This window comes from Bacillus sp. SN32 (assembly GCF_002837495.1).
GTDB lineage: Bacteria > Bacillota > Bacilli > Bacillales > Bacillaceae > Bacillus > Bacillus subtilis.
Genome location: NZ_PJCT01000001.1, coordinates 1,380,998 through 1,394,977, shown reverse-complemented (window position 1 = coordinate 1,394,977; position 13,980 = coordinate 1,380,998). Strand labels below are relative to the sequence as shown.

The following is a 13,980-nucleotide window of genomic DNA, read 5'->3' as shown; positions in this document are numbered from 1 at the left end:
TCGCCTCCCGTAAGGTTTTTAGAGATTGATTATATCAAGTCATATCTTTCCCGTCATATAAACTGCTCAAAAGAACCGTTTTTGTCAAACATTTCTGTATAATAGACGAGAAATCAGTTTATTTTTCAGTATAGAAGCATTTTTATTCATAGGAGGGGCGGAATCAATGAATTGGCAGACGAAGGACGAATTGCTGGCACTTTTAACTTCTCTTGTGCAATACGAAAGCATCACCGGTTCAAAGGGCGAGGCAGCACTTGCAGAGTATCTTTATTTTATTTTGAAGGACAAGCCCTATTTTCAAAAGCACCCTGATGATGTAACACTTCATCCGATGGACGATGGCAGATCTTTTCTTACGGCTCTAGTCAAAAAGAAGAATGTCAAAAAGACAGTGCTTCTGCTGAGTCATTTTGATGTCGTTGACATAGAAGATTACGGCGAATTTAAACATATGGCTTGCAAGCCTGCTGAGCTTTTGAGCTCCTTTTTAGAGAAAAAAGAGCTGCTCCCGGAACGTGTGAGAAGAGATGCCGAAAGCGGAGACTGGCTGTTCGGAAGAGGGACGATGGATATGAAAGCGGGGCTTTGTGTTCAACTGTCGATGCTGGAGAGGGCAATGAACGGGCATTTTGAGGGCAATCTGCTGTTGATAACGGTTCCGGACGAGGAAGTGAATTCAAGAGGCATGATTGAAGCGGTTCCTGCATTGAAGGAAATGGAGAAAAAGCATGATATCACATTAACCGCTTGCCTGAATGCCGAACCGATGTTTGAAAAATTTCCCGGCGATCAGCAGCAATATTTTTATACAGGAAGCATTGGCAAGGTGCTTGCGGGTTTTTTCTGCAAGGGGATTGAGACACATGTTGGAGAGCCGTTTTCAGGCCTAAACGCAAATTTAATGGTATCTGAGATTAACCGTTTGCTTGAACTGAATGCTGATTATTGCGAAAAGGTTGATGGCGAGGTCGCTCCGCCGCCGGTAAACTTAATGCAAAAGGACTTGAAAGAGGCATATTCAGTCCAGACACCGCATACAGCTGTCACATTATTTAATGTGCTGTCAATGAAACGCTCAGCTAGTGAGATGCATCAGATGCTGCTTAAAACAGCAGAACAGGCGGCGGAGGAAATCATGTCGAACGTTCGGAAGAAAACACAGGATTTTCAACAATTTGAGCCATTTCAGCCGATTGAGCGGAACATCACTGTTTTGACATTTGATGAGCTGGTCTCGCGTGCAAAAAAGCGTGCGGGGATCTCGGAAACAGAGCGGGCTCTAAATTATGCCTTTGCTAACAGGGGGGAGCTTGGAGACAGGGATTTTTCGACGAAAATTGTTTCTGAGCTTGCTTCGCTTTGTAAGGAGGATGCGCCGCTCATTGTGCTTTTTTACAGCCCGCCGTTGTATCCGGCGGTTTCTTCGAAGGATGATCAATTGATCAGGAATACAGCTGATCAGCTTATGCAGTACGCGGCTGACCGATACGGCATTGCATTACGGGAGGTTCAGTATTTCCCCGGACTTTCGGACTTGAGTTATCTTCAGCTGGAAAAGCAGGAGGTTGATGCATACACAAGCAATATGCCGCTCTTTAACAGAGGATATTCATTGCCAAGCGGTAAAAATCAGGCTTTATATGTCCCGGTTTTAAATGTCGGTCCGGCTGGTAAAGACCCGCATAAATGGACGGAAAGATTGTATATGCCTTATTCCTTTGAAGTGCTTCCCGATTTGCTTTCATTTACGATCTCCGCGCTATTAAAGCAATCAGAATCTGCCGGCCAGCTGCTGCGGGAAAAATAAAAAACAGAAGGCACTGTGCCTTCTGTTTTTGTCTTACATCTAAGAATGTCTCTCTAAGGCGGCACCGGCAAACTGTTCTTTGATTTCTGCGCTCCGTTTAGCTGTTTCTTCAATACAGTGAATAATTGCTTCTTCAAAGCGGGAGTCCTGTAAAGCGCGAAGACCTGCCTCTGTAGTGCCTCCAGGACTAGTGATTTCTTTACGCAGCTTTTCCGGCTGTTTGCCGCTTTGAAGGAGCATATCTGTTGCCCCTGCCATTGTCTGCAAAATGAGTGCTTTTGCCGTTTCTTTATCTAATCCTACTTTTTGTGCCGCTTTTTCCATCGCCTCAATATAACGATACACGTAGGCCGGGCCGCTGCCTGCAATTGCAGTGACAGCGTCAAGATGCCGCTCCTCAACCAGTGTTGCATCACCGATTGTTTCCAATAGAGCTTTTGCGGCAATTATATCATTCTTGCTTGCTTCCGCGCTTACGGAAAATCCGGTTGCTGATTTTCTGATTGCCGCCGATGTATTAGGCATGACGCGAATGACCGGGAGCTTTCTGCCAAAATAATGCTGAATGGTCTCGATGGTAAGGCCTGCAAGTACTGAAATTACAAGCTGGTCCTTGATATACGGCCGGATGCTGTCGATGCTTTCCGCCGCGTCTTTCGGTTTGAAAGCGAGGATAATGATATCGGTGTGAGTGAAAAACTCATTTTTATCTCTGCATGGACGCACGCCGTACGTTTCCTTTAATTCAATCAGACGCTCGTCATTTGAGCGATTTGTAATATAGATGTGTTCTGGTTTTGTGATGCCGCTTTGCAAAATGCCGTTGATCATTGCTTCTGCCATTGACCCGGCGCCGACAAATCCTATCTTTTTCATTGATATCCTCCTTCTATCAGAACAACAAAAAAACCTTTTCATCACGTAAAGGACGAAAAGGTTCGCGGTACCACCCTCATTAGCACAAATTGTGCTCAGCTCAAATCCCGTAACGCGGGAAACGTTTAGGTTTTCCTAACCGCGACTTGAGGGCAGGTTCTACAAACAAGCGGGCCGCAACACCTTTCAGCCGGGGGGTATCGCTCTCTTAGGCCATTGCCTTGTATACTATTCCTCGTCATAGCGTTCCAATGGTTCTCGTTTTAGTTTGTTGTTCATTATGCAATGGCGGACAAGCTGATGTCAATAGCTTTTTCAAAAAGGTTTGTTCTCATTCAGCAATAATGACACAAGATCGAGAAAAAGCTAAAATATGAATAATGAATGAAGACAAGGAGCGAAAGGATGACAACTGAAGATGTAATTGCGATCCGCGTCCCGACGCCGTTTGCTGTCGGCGATGTTATCGTTTACCTCGTAAAAGGTGATGCACTGACACTTATTGATGCAGGACCGAATACAAAAGAGGCTGCCAGAGCCTTACAAGAGCAGCTTGCCGCTGTAAATGTGAAATTGTCAGATATCGAGCAGGTTGTACTGACTCACCATCATGCTGATCATGCAGGCTTGCTTGATGTCTTTTCAGATGAAATCGAAGTGATTGGGCATGCATTCAACGAACCTTATATCAGCCGAAATCAAGCCTTTATGGATTGGCAAAAACGTTTTTTTCAAAAGCTGCTGCCTGAATTAGGCGTTCCATTTGATACGGGGAAGGCGGAAAAGCTGATTCGATCAGCGTACGCATTTTCCTGTACGAGATCTCTGACAAAATCAATCAGAGAAGGTATGGGCATAGATGGGCTTGAGGGCTGGTCTGTGTTGGAGATGCCTGGACATGCTGAATCGCATATCGTTCTGTTCCATGAAAAAAGCGGAAGGATGCTTGGCGGCGATCTACTGCTGGCAAACAGCTCGTCTAATCCGATTTTGGAAGCGCCGAAAGCGGGAGACGTCAGGTCAAAGCCTTTAGTGGATTATCAGCGGTCATTGCGAAGGCTGTCTCAACTTGATCCAACAATCGTATTTCCTGGTCACGGCGAGCCTATCACCAGTGTACAAGCGCTGATTGAGAAGCGTTTTGACAAGCAGAGGAACAGGACGGAGGATGTGCGTCGCATGCTGGATGAAAAGCCGATGACCGCTTTTCAGGTCTGTCAGCAGCTTTTTCCTGCTGTATATGAAAAGGAATTGTTTTTAACGATGTCAGAAACGGCAGGTCACCTTGATGTGTTGGAGGCTGAAGAAGCCATCACGTCATATTGGGAAGGAAATACCGCATACTTTAAAACAATGAAGAGGTGAAATGGGTGAAACATATAGCGGGAAAAAGGATTTGGATAACCGGCGCTTCAGGAGGGCTTGGAGAAAGAATCGCATACTTATGCGCGGCTGAAGGAGCCCATGTCCTGCTGTCGGCTAGACGCGAGGATCGTTTGATAGAAATCAAAAGGAAAATAACCGAGGAATGGAGCGGACAGTGTGAGATTTTTCCTCTGGATGTCGGCCGCCTAGAGGATATCGCCCGGGTCCGCGATCAGATCGGCTCGATTGATGTACTGATTAACAATGCAGGCTTCGGTATATTTGAAACGGTTTTAGACTCTACATTGGATGACATGAAAGCGATGTTTGATGTGAATGTCTTCGGCCTGATCGCCTGTACAAAAGCGGTGCTTCCGCAAATGCTTGAGCAAAAAAAGGGCCATATCATCAATATCGCCTCTCAAGCGGGGAAAATCGCAACACCGAAGTCTAGCCTGTATTCCGCGACCAAACATGCCGTGTTAGGTTACTCAAACGCTTTGCGGATGGAGCTTTCGGGAACCGGCATTTATGTGACAACAGTCAACCCGGGACCGATTCAGACGGACTTTTTTTCCATTGCTGATAAAGGCGGGGACTACGCCAAAAATGTCGGCCGCTGGATGCTTGATCCTGATGACGTAGCAGCTCAAATTACAGCTGCAATTTTTACGAAAAAGCGGGAGATCAATCTTCCGCGTTTAATGAATGCCGGCACTAAGCTGTATCAGCTGTTTCCAGCTCTTGTAGAAAAGCTGGCAGGACGCGCGTTCATGAAAAAATAATGATGGAACTGCCTGTGGTGGAGTGGCTTGTTTCTCACGAGGCAGTTTTTGATAGTGGAAGGGAGAGATTGTTGAATGTCAGTTCATTCAGAAGTCCTTCATGCTCTGCTTAAAGATCCGTTTATACAGAAACTGATTGATGCAGAGCCTGTATTCTGGGCAAATTCAGGCAAGAAAGAGGGGCCATTACCCCGTGCAGATGAGTGGGCAACCGAGATAGCGGAAGCGGAAAAAAGAATGCGGCGGTTTGCACCTTACATTGCCGAGGTGTTTCCTGAGACGAAAGGCGCTAAAGGAATCATCGAGTCTCCGCTTTTTGAGGTTCAGCATATGAAGGAAAAGCTGGAAGCGGTATATCAGCAGCCATTTCCGGGAAGATGGCTTTTAAAGTGCGACCATGAGCTTCCGATTTCAGGATCGATTAAAGCGAGGGGCGGGATTTATGAAGTGTTAAAGCATGCTGAAAATCTCGCGCTTCAAGAAGGAATGCTTCAGGAAACCGATGATTACCGCATCTTACAGGAAGAGCGGTTTACCGGGTTTTTCTCCCGCTATTCGATTGCTGTCGGTTCGACAGGAAATCTGGGTTTAAGTATCGGCATCATCGGCGCGGCACTCGGCTTTCGCGTGACAGTGCATATGTCCGCCGATGCTAAGCAGTGGAAAAAGGATCTCCTCCGCCAAAAGGGAGTCACTGTTATGGAGTACGAAACAGATTACAGCGAAGCGGTGAACGAAGGGAGACGGCAGGCGGAACAAGATCCATTCTGTTATTTTATTGATGATGAACATTCTCGTCAGCTGTTCTTAGGATATGCTGTTGCTGCAAGCCGATTAAAAACACAACTTGACTGTATGAATATACAGCCGAGTCTTGAGACGCCTTTGTTTGTGTATCTGCCGTGCGGAGTCGGCGGAGGACCGGGCGGTGTAGCATTTGGGCTGAAGCTTCTATACGGAGATGATGTTCATGTGTTTTTCGCAGAACCAACTCATTCACCTTGTATGCTCTTAGGGCTTTATTCAGGACTTCACGAGAAGATCTCCGTCCAGGATATCGGCCTGGATAATCAGACGGCTGCTGACGGACTTGCCGTAGGGAGGCCGTCAGGATTTGTCGGCAAGCTGATTGAACCGCTTCTGAGCGGCTGTTATACGGTAGAGGACAATACGCTTTATACTTTGCTTCATATGCTGGCTGTATCTGAAGATAAATATTTAGAGCCCTCTGCTCTTGCCGGCATGTTCGGGCCGGTTCAGCTTTTTTCGACAGAAGAGGGAAGGCGCTATGGTCAGAAATATAAGATGGAACATGCCGTACATGTCGTCTGGGGAACGGGAGGAAGCATGGTTCCAAAAGATGAAATGGCTGCGTATAACCGAATTGGTGCTGATTTGCTAAAAAAACGAAATGAAAAATAAGCAGACAGTGAAAAGGTTTTCCGTTACAATCTTTGTAAGGGTTTTAACCTACAGAGAGTCAGGTGTAAACAGTGAAAAATAAAGAACTTAACCTACATACTTTATATACACAGCACAATCGGGCGTCTTGGTCTGGTTTTGGGGGGCATTTGTCGATTGCTGTATCTGAAGAAGAGGCAAAAGCTGTGGAAGGATTGAATGATTATCTATCTGTTGAAGAAGTGGAAACGATCTATATTCCGCTTGTTCGCTTGCTTCATTTACATGTCAAGTCTGCGGCTGAACGCAATAAGCATGTCAATGTTTTTTTGAAGCACCCACATTCAGCCAAAATTCCGTTTATTATCGGCATTGCCGGCAGTGTCGCAGTCGGAAAAAGCACGACGGCGCGGATCTTGCAGAAGCTGCTTTCGCGTTTGCCTGACCGTCCAAAAGTGAGCCTTATCACGACAGATGGTTTTTTATTTCCTACTGCCGAGCTGAAAAAGAAAAATATGATGTCTAGAAAAGGGTTTCCTGAAAGCTATGATGTAAAGGCGCTGCTCGAATTTTTGAATGACTTAAAATCAGGAAAGGACAGCGTAAAGGCCCCGGTGTATTCCCATCTAACCTATGACCGCGAGGAAGGTGTGTTCGAGGTTGTAGAACAGGCGGATATTGTGATTATTGAAGGCATTAATGTTCTTCAGTCGCCCACCTTGGAGGATGACCGGGAAAACCCGCGTATTTTTGTTTCCGATTTCTTTGATTTTTCGATTTATGTGGATGCGGAGGAAAGCCGGATTTTCACTTGGTATTTAGAGCGTTTTCGCCTGCTTCGGGAAACAGCTTTTCAAAATCCTGATTCATATTTTCATAAATTTAAAGACTTGTCCGATCAGGAGGCTGACGAGATGGCAGCCTCGATTTGGGAGAGTGTCAACCGGCCGAATTTATATGAAAATATTTTGCCGACTAAATTCAGGTCAGATCTCATTTTGCGTAAGGGAGACGGGCATAAGGTCGAGGAAGTGCTGGTAAGGAGGGTATGAAATTGTGCATCATATTGAACTGTATGTCTCTGATTTGGAGACGTCTAGGCGGTTTTGGGGCTGGTTCTTAAAAGAACTTGGTTATAAAGAGTATCAAAAATGGAGCTCAGGCATCAGCTGGAAGAAAGATCGTTTTTACCTAGTGATTGTGCAGGCGAAAGAGCCATTTCTAGAGCCGGAATACCATAGATGCCGAGTCGGTCTGAACCATCTCGCATTTCATGCTGAATCCAAGCTTCAAGTCGATCAGATGACTGAAAAACTGACGGCAAAAGGTTATCGTGTGTTGTACCGAGACAGGCATCCTTTTGCCGGAGGAGACGGGCATTATGCAGTCTATTGTGAGGATCCGGACCGGATTAAGGTAGAGCTCGTTGCCCCAAGCTGTTAATCGTGATCTTCGGACAGGCTGTTCAGCTTTTTCTCAATGCGATCCAGCTGCGCTTTTCGGTTTTTCGCATACTTGAAGCCTGTAACAGACGCAAAGATGACAGCGGCAAATATAATAAATACAAACAGCTGAAACATCACATCACCTATATTCATGTTCTTCACCTCATGTTTGCGGGAGAGTTTCATTCTCTTCCGTTTTTTATGTAAAGCGGCTTTTCCAGACGGGAATGGTGTTTTGTGGTCTCCATTTTCATTTGCCGATAGGCGAACCCTAAAAATGGCAGGCCGAGCAGGGTAATGCCGCTCAGGACAGAAAAAATATAAATCGGCCGGCCAGCGCCAAACAAGTCTATACATATCCCCCCGACCCAAGGGCCGATGACGTTTCCGAGCTGTGAAAAACCGATTGCCCCGAAATAAGTGCCTTTTAATCCTGGTTTTGCAATCTGGTCTACATACAAATCCATCATAGAGAATAAAAGAACTTCGCCGATTGTAAATGTGATGACAATCATTACAAGTGATGGAACACCGTGTGATGCGGTGAAAATGGCCATGCTGATGCTAACCATCACATTACCGAGCATCAGAGAACAAAGCGGCGAAAACCGTTTTGCAAAATGGACAATGGGAAATTGCGTCGCCAACACAACGATTGCGTTTAATGTCAGCATCAGCCCATACAGCTTCGTTCCATTGCCGATCAAGGGGTTCTGCGCCATATACTGAGGGAATGTGGAACTGAATTGTGAGTAGCCGAAGGTGCATAGCGTAATGCCGACCAAAGCAATGGTAAAAAGATAATCCTTTTGCGTGACCATAAACGCTTCCCGCACGCTCATATTTCGGGACTGGACTGGTGCTGATAAGGATGGATGTTTTTTAAATTGGAGGGCAAGCACAATTCCGTATAGTCCGTAAATGACTGCAGGCACCAAAAAGGGCGTAGTCGATTGCGATGAGCCGAAATATAGGCCAAGCACAGGTCCGAAGACAACGCCGGTATTAATAGCCGCATAGCGTAAATTAAAAACTAGCAGTCTCGTTTTTTCTTCTGTCATATCAGACAGCAAGGCCTTTGAAGCGGGCTCAAACAGTGATTTGCAAAGACCGTTTAATGCGTTAACTACAAAAAACACCCAGAGATGAGATGCCGCCGCAAAGCCTGCAAATACCAGCATCCATCCGAAAATCGATACAAGCATCATGTTTTTTCTGCCGAATTTATCTGAGATATATCCGCCGTAAAAGCTTGCGAGGATGCCGACTGATGAGCTCGCGGCGATGACCAGCCCTGCATAGGAAGCTGATGCGCCTTGGACGGCTGTCAAATAAATCGCTAAAAAAGGAATGCTCATCGATGTTGCCATTCTGCCGAAAATGGTTCCGATTATAATTGTCCAGCTGATCGGGTGGATATCTTTCCATTTCTTCATGAATTATATTCTCTCCTGTATGTAAGATCTTCCTCTATCATATATGAAAAAATTTCCTTCTCCAATAGATTATTCAAAATATTTCGTTATTAACATGTAGTATGCCTGATTGTATGGATGGCAATATACTATGCGTTGAGGATGCGTGTGGCTGCCGGAGTTTACATCTTGAAATTGAAGAAGGAAAATGACGGGATGTCCGATGAAAAGCAAAGCGATTGGTCAGTGAGGGTGTGTTAGTTTAAGCCGCCAGGACATAGATCATATCGGCAGTGAAACCGGCTATGAGATCAAGATGTAAGCTGAAAACCGATGGACCGCATGACAGAACAAGAGAGCACATCTCTTCGAAAAAGTGTATACGCGTGATCATGGACAGCTTATTCCGTTTTGCGCGAGCACTGAGGGGAATTTTATGCCAGGCCATATGAATCTATGGAGCGTGAGAAAATCCTGCTTTTTTCTGTGAGCCTGAAACTGTTTATTTGTTTCGGGCGGTGTTTTCAAAGGGAAGCCGCATCAGCGGCTGAACGAACTGACAGTCATGCGTTTAAGAGAACAGGCCTTGGTTTGTGACATAGTCATAAATGATATCTTCTATATGGGCATGCAAATCCTCATCTGGTTCTTCATTCCGTCTCTCTTGTAGAGCCGCTTTCAGGCTTTGTTTTTCATACGGGCTTAACGGATCTATGGCAACGTTTCTGCCGTATTGACGCAATGCCTGTCCCAGCATTTTTTCGACAAATTTCTCCATCATGACTCTCCTATCCTTATGCTTCGCTTTTATTCTACTAAAAGTTTTTCTTCTCTCAAACCCTTGGATCATATTTTCTGTCAGACAAGAATCATTTACCAGTATAAAACGAACATACTTTCGCATATAATGAAAAACGAACATAAGTTCTTTTTAGAGGTGTGTATGATGAAAGAAAAAGTGATTTTTCTCGTTGACATGCAATCGTTTTATGCATCTGTAGAGAAAGCGGAAAATCCATATTTGAAAAATAGGCCCGTCATTGTTTCGGGTGACCCTGAAAAAAGGGGCGGAGTCGTATTGGCTGCCTGCCCGCTGGCGAAACAAAAGGGTGTGGTGAATGCTTCACGGCTGTGGGAGGCGCAGGAAAAGTGTCCTGAGGCTGTTGTGCTCCGGCCGCGTATGCAACGGTATATTGATGTATCACTGCAAATTACGGCCATTCTCGAGGAGTATACAGACCTTGTGGAGCCTTATTCTATCGATGAACAGTTCATGGACATTACAGGCAGCCAGAAGCTGTTTGGGACGCCGATGGAGATCGCGAAAAGCATTCAGGGCAGAATCATGCGGGAGATCGGCGTTTATGCACGGGTCGGAATCGGCCCTAACAAAGCGCTGGCCAAAATTGCGTGTGACAATTTTGCCAAAAAGAATAAGAACGGTATTTTTACTTTAACGAAAGAAAATATGAAAACCGAAATGTGGCCGCTCCCGGTGGGCAGCATGTTTGGCGTCGGGAGCCGCATGAAGCATCATTTAAATCGAATGGGCATCAGCACGATCGGCGGGCTCGCGGCTTTTCCGCTCGATCTTTTAAAAAAGAAATGGGGCATTAACGGCCACGTGCTGTGGATGACGGCAAACGGAATCGACTATTCCCCTGTGTCAACTTCGTCTCTGGACGGGCAAAAGGCGATAGGCCATGGAATGACTCTCCCGAGAGACTACGAACACTTTGACAAAGAAATCAAGGTCGTATTGCTTGAGCTGAGTGAAGAGGTGTGCAGGCGAAGCCGAAACGCCGGGGTCATGGGGCAGACAGTGTCAGTGAGCTGCCGGGGTGCTGATTTTGATTGGCCGACGGGCTTCAACCGGCAAGTGAAGCTGGCAGAGCCGACTAATTCTACGCAGGATGTATATGAGGCTGTACGACGGCTGTTTCTTACATTTTGGGACGGGAAACCCGTCCGCCGCCTCGGTGTCAATCTGTCTCAGCTCTCATCTGATGACATATGGCAGCTCAATTTATTTCAGGATTATGCAAAGAAAATGAGCCTAGGCTATGTGATGGACGGCATTAAAAATCGATTCGGCGATACAGCAATCATCAGGGCGGCGTCACTGACAGCGGCAGGCCAGGCATTTGAACGCGCGGCTAAAATAGGGGGGCACTATAAATGAACGACCATTTAAAAAGGGGCAACCTGCTGTGGGAAGGGAGCAGGATGTTTCTGCCGGAACATAAGCAAAGCCTGCTGGAGAGAAAGCGGCTTAAACAGAAGCTGCAAAAGCCGATCCTTGACCCCGATAAGCTGGAAGAGCTGAATCAAACGCTTTGCGCCGCGATGGAGTTTGCTCAGGATATCACTGTCAGCTGCTTTCAGGACGGTGAGATTGTCCGCTGCACCGGGAAGATCTGCCGGTATGAAGAGTTTGAAAAAGCAGTATGGATAAAAGGAGACGAGAATCAGCTTTATAAGCTGAAACTTGATCAAGTGCTTGATATTGTGCTGTAAAGTCTCTCCTCCTGCTTGGGGGAGAAATAGGCATAAAATGATCAAACATTGTTCCCTCGGCAGTCTGGAAACGTATGATACAGGAAAGAAGGCATTTACAATTCCAGCCAGGCAAAATATAATTTTTATATTGTGAGAAAAAGAGCTGACATTCGTTTTGCCAGACGGAGGGAGATCAAATCGTAATGGATATTCGAACAATCACGTCTTCAGATTATGAAATGGTAACGTCTGTACTGAATGAATGGTGGGGCGGCAGACAGCTGAAAGAAAAATTGCCGAGACTATTTTTTGAGCATTTTCAGGACACAAGCTTTATTACATCCGAACATAACAGCATGACCGGATTTTTAATCGGATTTCAATCGCAATCGGATCCTGAAACGGCGTACATTCATTTTTCCGGTGTGCATCCAGATTTCAGAAAAATGCAAATTGGGAAACAATTGTATGATGTATTTATCGAAACAGTAAAACAAAGAGGCTGCACCCGGGTGAAGTGCGTCACTTCACCTGTGAATAAGGTATCAATCGCATATCACACAAAATTGGGGTTTGATATTGAAAAGGGCACCAAGACGGTAAATGGCATCTCAGTGTTTGCAAACTATGATGGCCCGGGCCAAGACAGGGTACTGTTTGTCAAAAACATATGAGGGGGAAATATAATGGATTTTTTATCAAAAACACCTGAGCCTCCTTACTATGCAGTCATTTTTTCTTCTGTCAAAAGCGAAAATGACACAGGATATGGAGAAACAGCGGAGCGGATGGTATCACTTGCGGCGGATCAGCCTGGATTTTTAGGCGTGGAAAGCGTACGTGAAGCGGATGGAAGGGGCATCACAGTTTCCTATTGGGACAGTATGGACGCAATTAACCATTGGAAGCATCACACTGAACATCAAGCGGCAAAAGAAAAAGGAAAAAGCGTTTGGTACGAGTCGTATGCAGTCCGCGTCGCAAAAATCGAAAGACAGCGGCTGTTTCAGGAGAACACGAATGATTGAATTTCTCCAGCGTAAGGAAGCCGCTATAGCGCGTGAGATTTTAGCCGTACAGATCCCCGCCTACATAAAGGAAACAGAGATTATCGGTTTTGACGGTATTCCCGCTTTACAAGAGAAGGTGAAGGATATTCAAGCATCCCATGAACGGTTTGCGGGATATCGGGAAAACGGCAAGCTGATCGGTGTCATTTCATATGAGAAAAACATGCATCATCTCACCATTTGCAGGCTTGTTGTACATCCTGACGGTTTCAGAAAAGGAATTGGACGAGCACTTCTGCAATTTGTCATTGATCATAATGAAGACGCTGAGAAAATCGAAGTAGTCACAGCCGAGAACAATATCCCGGCCGTGTCACTCTATACACAGGCCGGATTCCAAAAGGCAGAAACCGTCAAAGCAGCGCAGGGTCTATTGCTGTCGGTCTTTCATTTGTATCCGAAAAGAAAAGTTGAGGTCATTCTCTACAACGAAAAATGGGCAGAATGTTTCGATGAAGAAAAAGAACGGCTGAAGCTGGTGTTCGGGTCGGAGATTATCGCTGTTCATCACATCGGAAGCACATCGATACCGAACATGGCAGCGAAGCCAATCATTGATATGTTAATTGAAGTCAGAAGCATTGAAGTCGTGAGCCAATTTGATGAACAAATGAAGGCTAACGGCTATATACCAAAAGGTGAGAACGGCATAGCGGGCAGGCGTTATTTCCAAAAGGGCGGAAATAAACGCACTCATCATGTCCATATGTACGAACAGGGAAACCCTGCTATTGAAAGGCATCTGTTATTCAGAGATTATCTCAGAGCTCATCCAAACATAGCGAAGGAATACGCCGTTCTCAAAAAACGGCTGGCGGCCCAGCATCCTGACAGCATCAATCAGTACATACAAGGGAAAGATGAGTGGATCAAGACTGCAGAAGAAAATGCGAAGCGGTGGAAAAAAGGCAGAAACAATGCGAATGGCAGTGTTGTATGCTACAATAGCGAAAATGATGAAAACGGGGGTTTCACCTTATGAACATACATGTGACAGATGCAGCAAAACAGGCACTGCAGCAGGCGTTTGACGCCAACCCGGGAAAAAAAGTCCAGCTTCGTTACGATGCAGAAGGATGCGGCTGCGCTGTAAGCGGTGTCCCGACAATCTGGCTGGCAGAAGAATTAACGGGACAGTGCGAGCAGCTGGAAACGAACGGCATTCCGCTGTATATCCAATCGTCGCAAAAAGTGTTTTTTGACGATCAAATGACGATCGATTACAATGAAAAAGCCAAAACATTGGCGCTGAAAAGCCCGGCTGAAATGCTCAGCCCCAGAATGAGCATATTAGTAAAGTAGGAGACGCGAAAC

The 13,980-nt window shown here is 45.7% G+C and carries 16 protein-coding genes; 12 read left to right on the top strand and 4 right to left on the bottom strand.

Going from position 1 to position 13,980, the window contains the following annotated elements; all coding sequences use genetic code 11:
• The first annotated feature begins 166 nt into the window (after positions 1-166).
• Complete coding sequence (locus tag CW370_RS07155; protein ID WP_101169533.1) at positions 167-1,810, top strand: M20/M25/M40 family metallo-hydrolase; 1,644 nt, start codon at positions 167-169, stop codon at positions 1,808-1,810.
• 39 nt (positions 1,811-1,849) lie between these two features.
• Here CW370_RS07155 and proC read toward each other — a convergent pair whose 3' ends face one another.
• Entirely contained in the window at positions 1,850-2,686 is an 837-nt protein-coding gene (proC, locus tag CW370_RS07150) for a pyrroline-5-carboxylate reductase (protein WP_029946536.1), read from the bottom strand.
• A 405-nt stretch (positions 2,687-3,091) separates the two neighbouring features.
• Here proC and CW370_RS07145 point away from each other — a divergent pair, with 405 nt between their 5' ends.
• From CW370_RS07145 to CW370_RS07125, 5 genes are all read left to right on the top strand, one after another.
• On the top strand, positions 3,092-4,051 hold the full coding sequence (locus CW370_RS07145; protein ID WP_024572440.1) for an MBL fold metallo-hydrolase: 960 nt from the start codon (positions 3,092-3,094) through the stop codon (positions 4,049-4,051).
• A gap of 5 nt (positions 4,052-4,056) precedes the next feature.
• Complete coding sequence (locus tag CW370_RS07140) at positions 4,057-4,836, top strand: SDR family oxidoreductase (RefSeq protein ID WP_024572439.1); 780 nt, start codon at positions 4,057-4,059, stop codon at positions 4,834-4,836.
• Positions 4,837-4,911: 75 nt separating this feature from the next.
• Positions 4,912-6,258 (top strand): D-serine ammonia-lyase, encoded by a 1,347-nt coding sequence (dsdA, locus tag CW370_RS07135; protein ID WP_024572438.1) that lies wholly within the window; start codon positions 4,912-4,914, stop codon positions 6,256-6,258.
• Between the two features lie 71 nt (positions 6,259-6,329).
• Positions 6,330-7,289: a type I pantothenate kinase gene (coaA, locus tag CW370_RS07130; protein WP_014480189.1), complete on the top strand. Its 960-nt coding sequence runs from the start codon at positions 6,330-6,332 to the stop codon at positions 7,287-7,289.
• A gap of 4 nt (positions 7,290-7,293) precedes the next feature.
• On the top strand, positions 7,294-7,680 hold the full coding sequence (locus CW370_RS07125) for a VOC family protein (RefSeq protein WP_024572437.1): 387 nt from the start codon (positions 7,294-7,296) through the stop codon (positions 7,678-7,680).
• Here the strand turns inward: CW370_RS07125 and CW370_RS21410 are convergent.
• From CW370_RS21410 to CW370_RS07110, 3 genes are all read right to left on the bottom strand, one after another.
• The gene (locus CW370_RS21410; protein WP_032679889.1) at positions 7,677-7,835 is read right to left on the bottom strand and encodes a hypothetical protein; all 159 of its coding nucleotides are present in this window, start codon (positions 7,833-7,835) and stop codon (positions 7,677-7,679) included. The genes CW370_RS07125 and CW370_RS21410 overlap by 4 nt on opposite strands.
• Before the next feature lie 29 nt (positions 7,836-7,864).
• Positions 7,865-9,118 carry an MDR family MFS transporter gene (locus tag CW370_RS07115; protein WP_024572436.1) on the bottom strand — a complete coding sequence of 418 codons (1,254 nt, stop codon included), beginning with the start codon at positions 9,116-9,118 and terminating at the stop codon, positions 7,865-7,867.
• 550 nt (positions 9,119-9,668) lie between these two features.
• Positions 9,669-9,875 carry a YqzH family protein gene (locus CW370_RS07110; RefSeq protein ID WP_004398642.1) on the bottom strand — a complete coding sequence of 69 codons (207 nt, stop codon included), beginning with the start codon at positions 9,873-9,875 and terminating at the stop codon, positions 9,669-9,671.
• A gap of 165 nt (positions 9,876-10,040) precedes the next feature.
• Between CW370_RS07110 and CW370_RS07105 the strand changes: the two genes are divergently transcribed.
• From CW370_RS07105 to CW370_RS07080, 6 genes are all read left to right on the top strand, one after another.
• Entirely contained in the window at positions 10,041-11,279 is a 1,239-nt protein-coding gene (locus CW370_RS07105; protein ID WP_080263027.1) for a DNA polymerase IV, read from the top strand.
• Complete coding sequence (locus tag CW370_RS07100; protein WP_024572747.1) at positions 11,276-11,614, top strand: YolD-like family protein; 339 nt, start codon at positions 11,276-11,278, stop codon at positions 11,612-11,614. The genes CW370_RS07105 and CW370_RS07100 overlap by 4 nt, the downstream gene beginning before the upstream one ends.
• 185 nt (positions 11,615-11,799) lie before the next feature.
• Positions 11,800-12,270, top strand: coding sequence for a GNAT family N-acetyltransferase (locus CW370_RS07095; RefSeq protein ID WP_004398668.1), 471 nt, complete (start codon positions 11,800-11,802; stop codon positions 12,268-12,270).
• A 9-nt stretch (positions 12,271-12,279) separates the two neighbouring features.
• Positions 12,280-12,624 (top strand): antibiotic biosynthesis monooxygenase family protein, encoded by a 345-nt coding sequence (locus CW370_RS07090; RefSeq protein ID WP_072557091.1) that lies wholly within the window; start codon positions 12,280-12,282, stop codon positions 12,622-12,624.
• Complete coding sequence (locus CW370_RS07085) at positions 12,617-13,648, top strand: GNAT family N-acetyltransferase (protein WP_024572748.1); 1,032 nt, start codon at positions 12,617-12,619, stop codon at positions 13,646-13,648. The genes CW370_RS07090 and CW370_RS07085 overlap by 8 nt, the downstream gene beginning before the upstream one ends.
• The gene (locus tag CW370_RS07080) at positions 13,645-13,968 is read left to right on the top strand and encodes an iron-sulfur cluster biosynthesis family protein (protein ID WP_024572749.1); all 324 of its coding nucleotides are present in this window, start codon (positions 13,645-13,647) and stop codon (positions 13,966-13,968) included. Before CW370_RS07085 ends, CW370_RS07080 begins: the two co-directional genes overlap by 4 nt.
• Positions 13,969-13,980 lie beyond the last annotated feature (12 nt).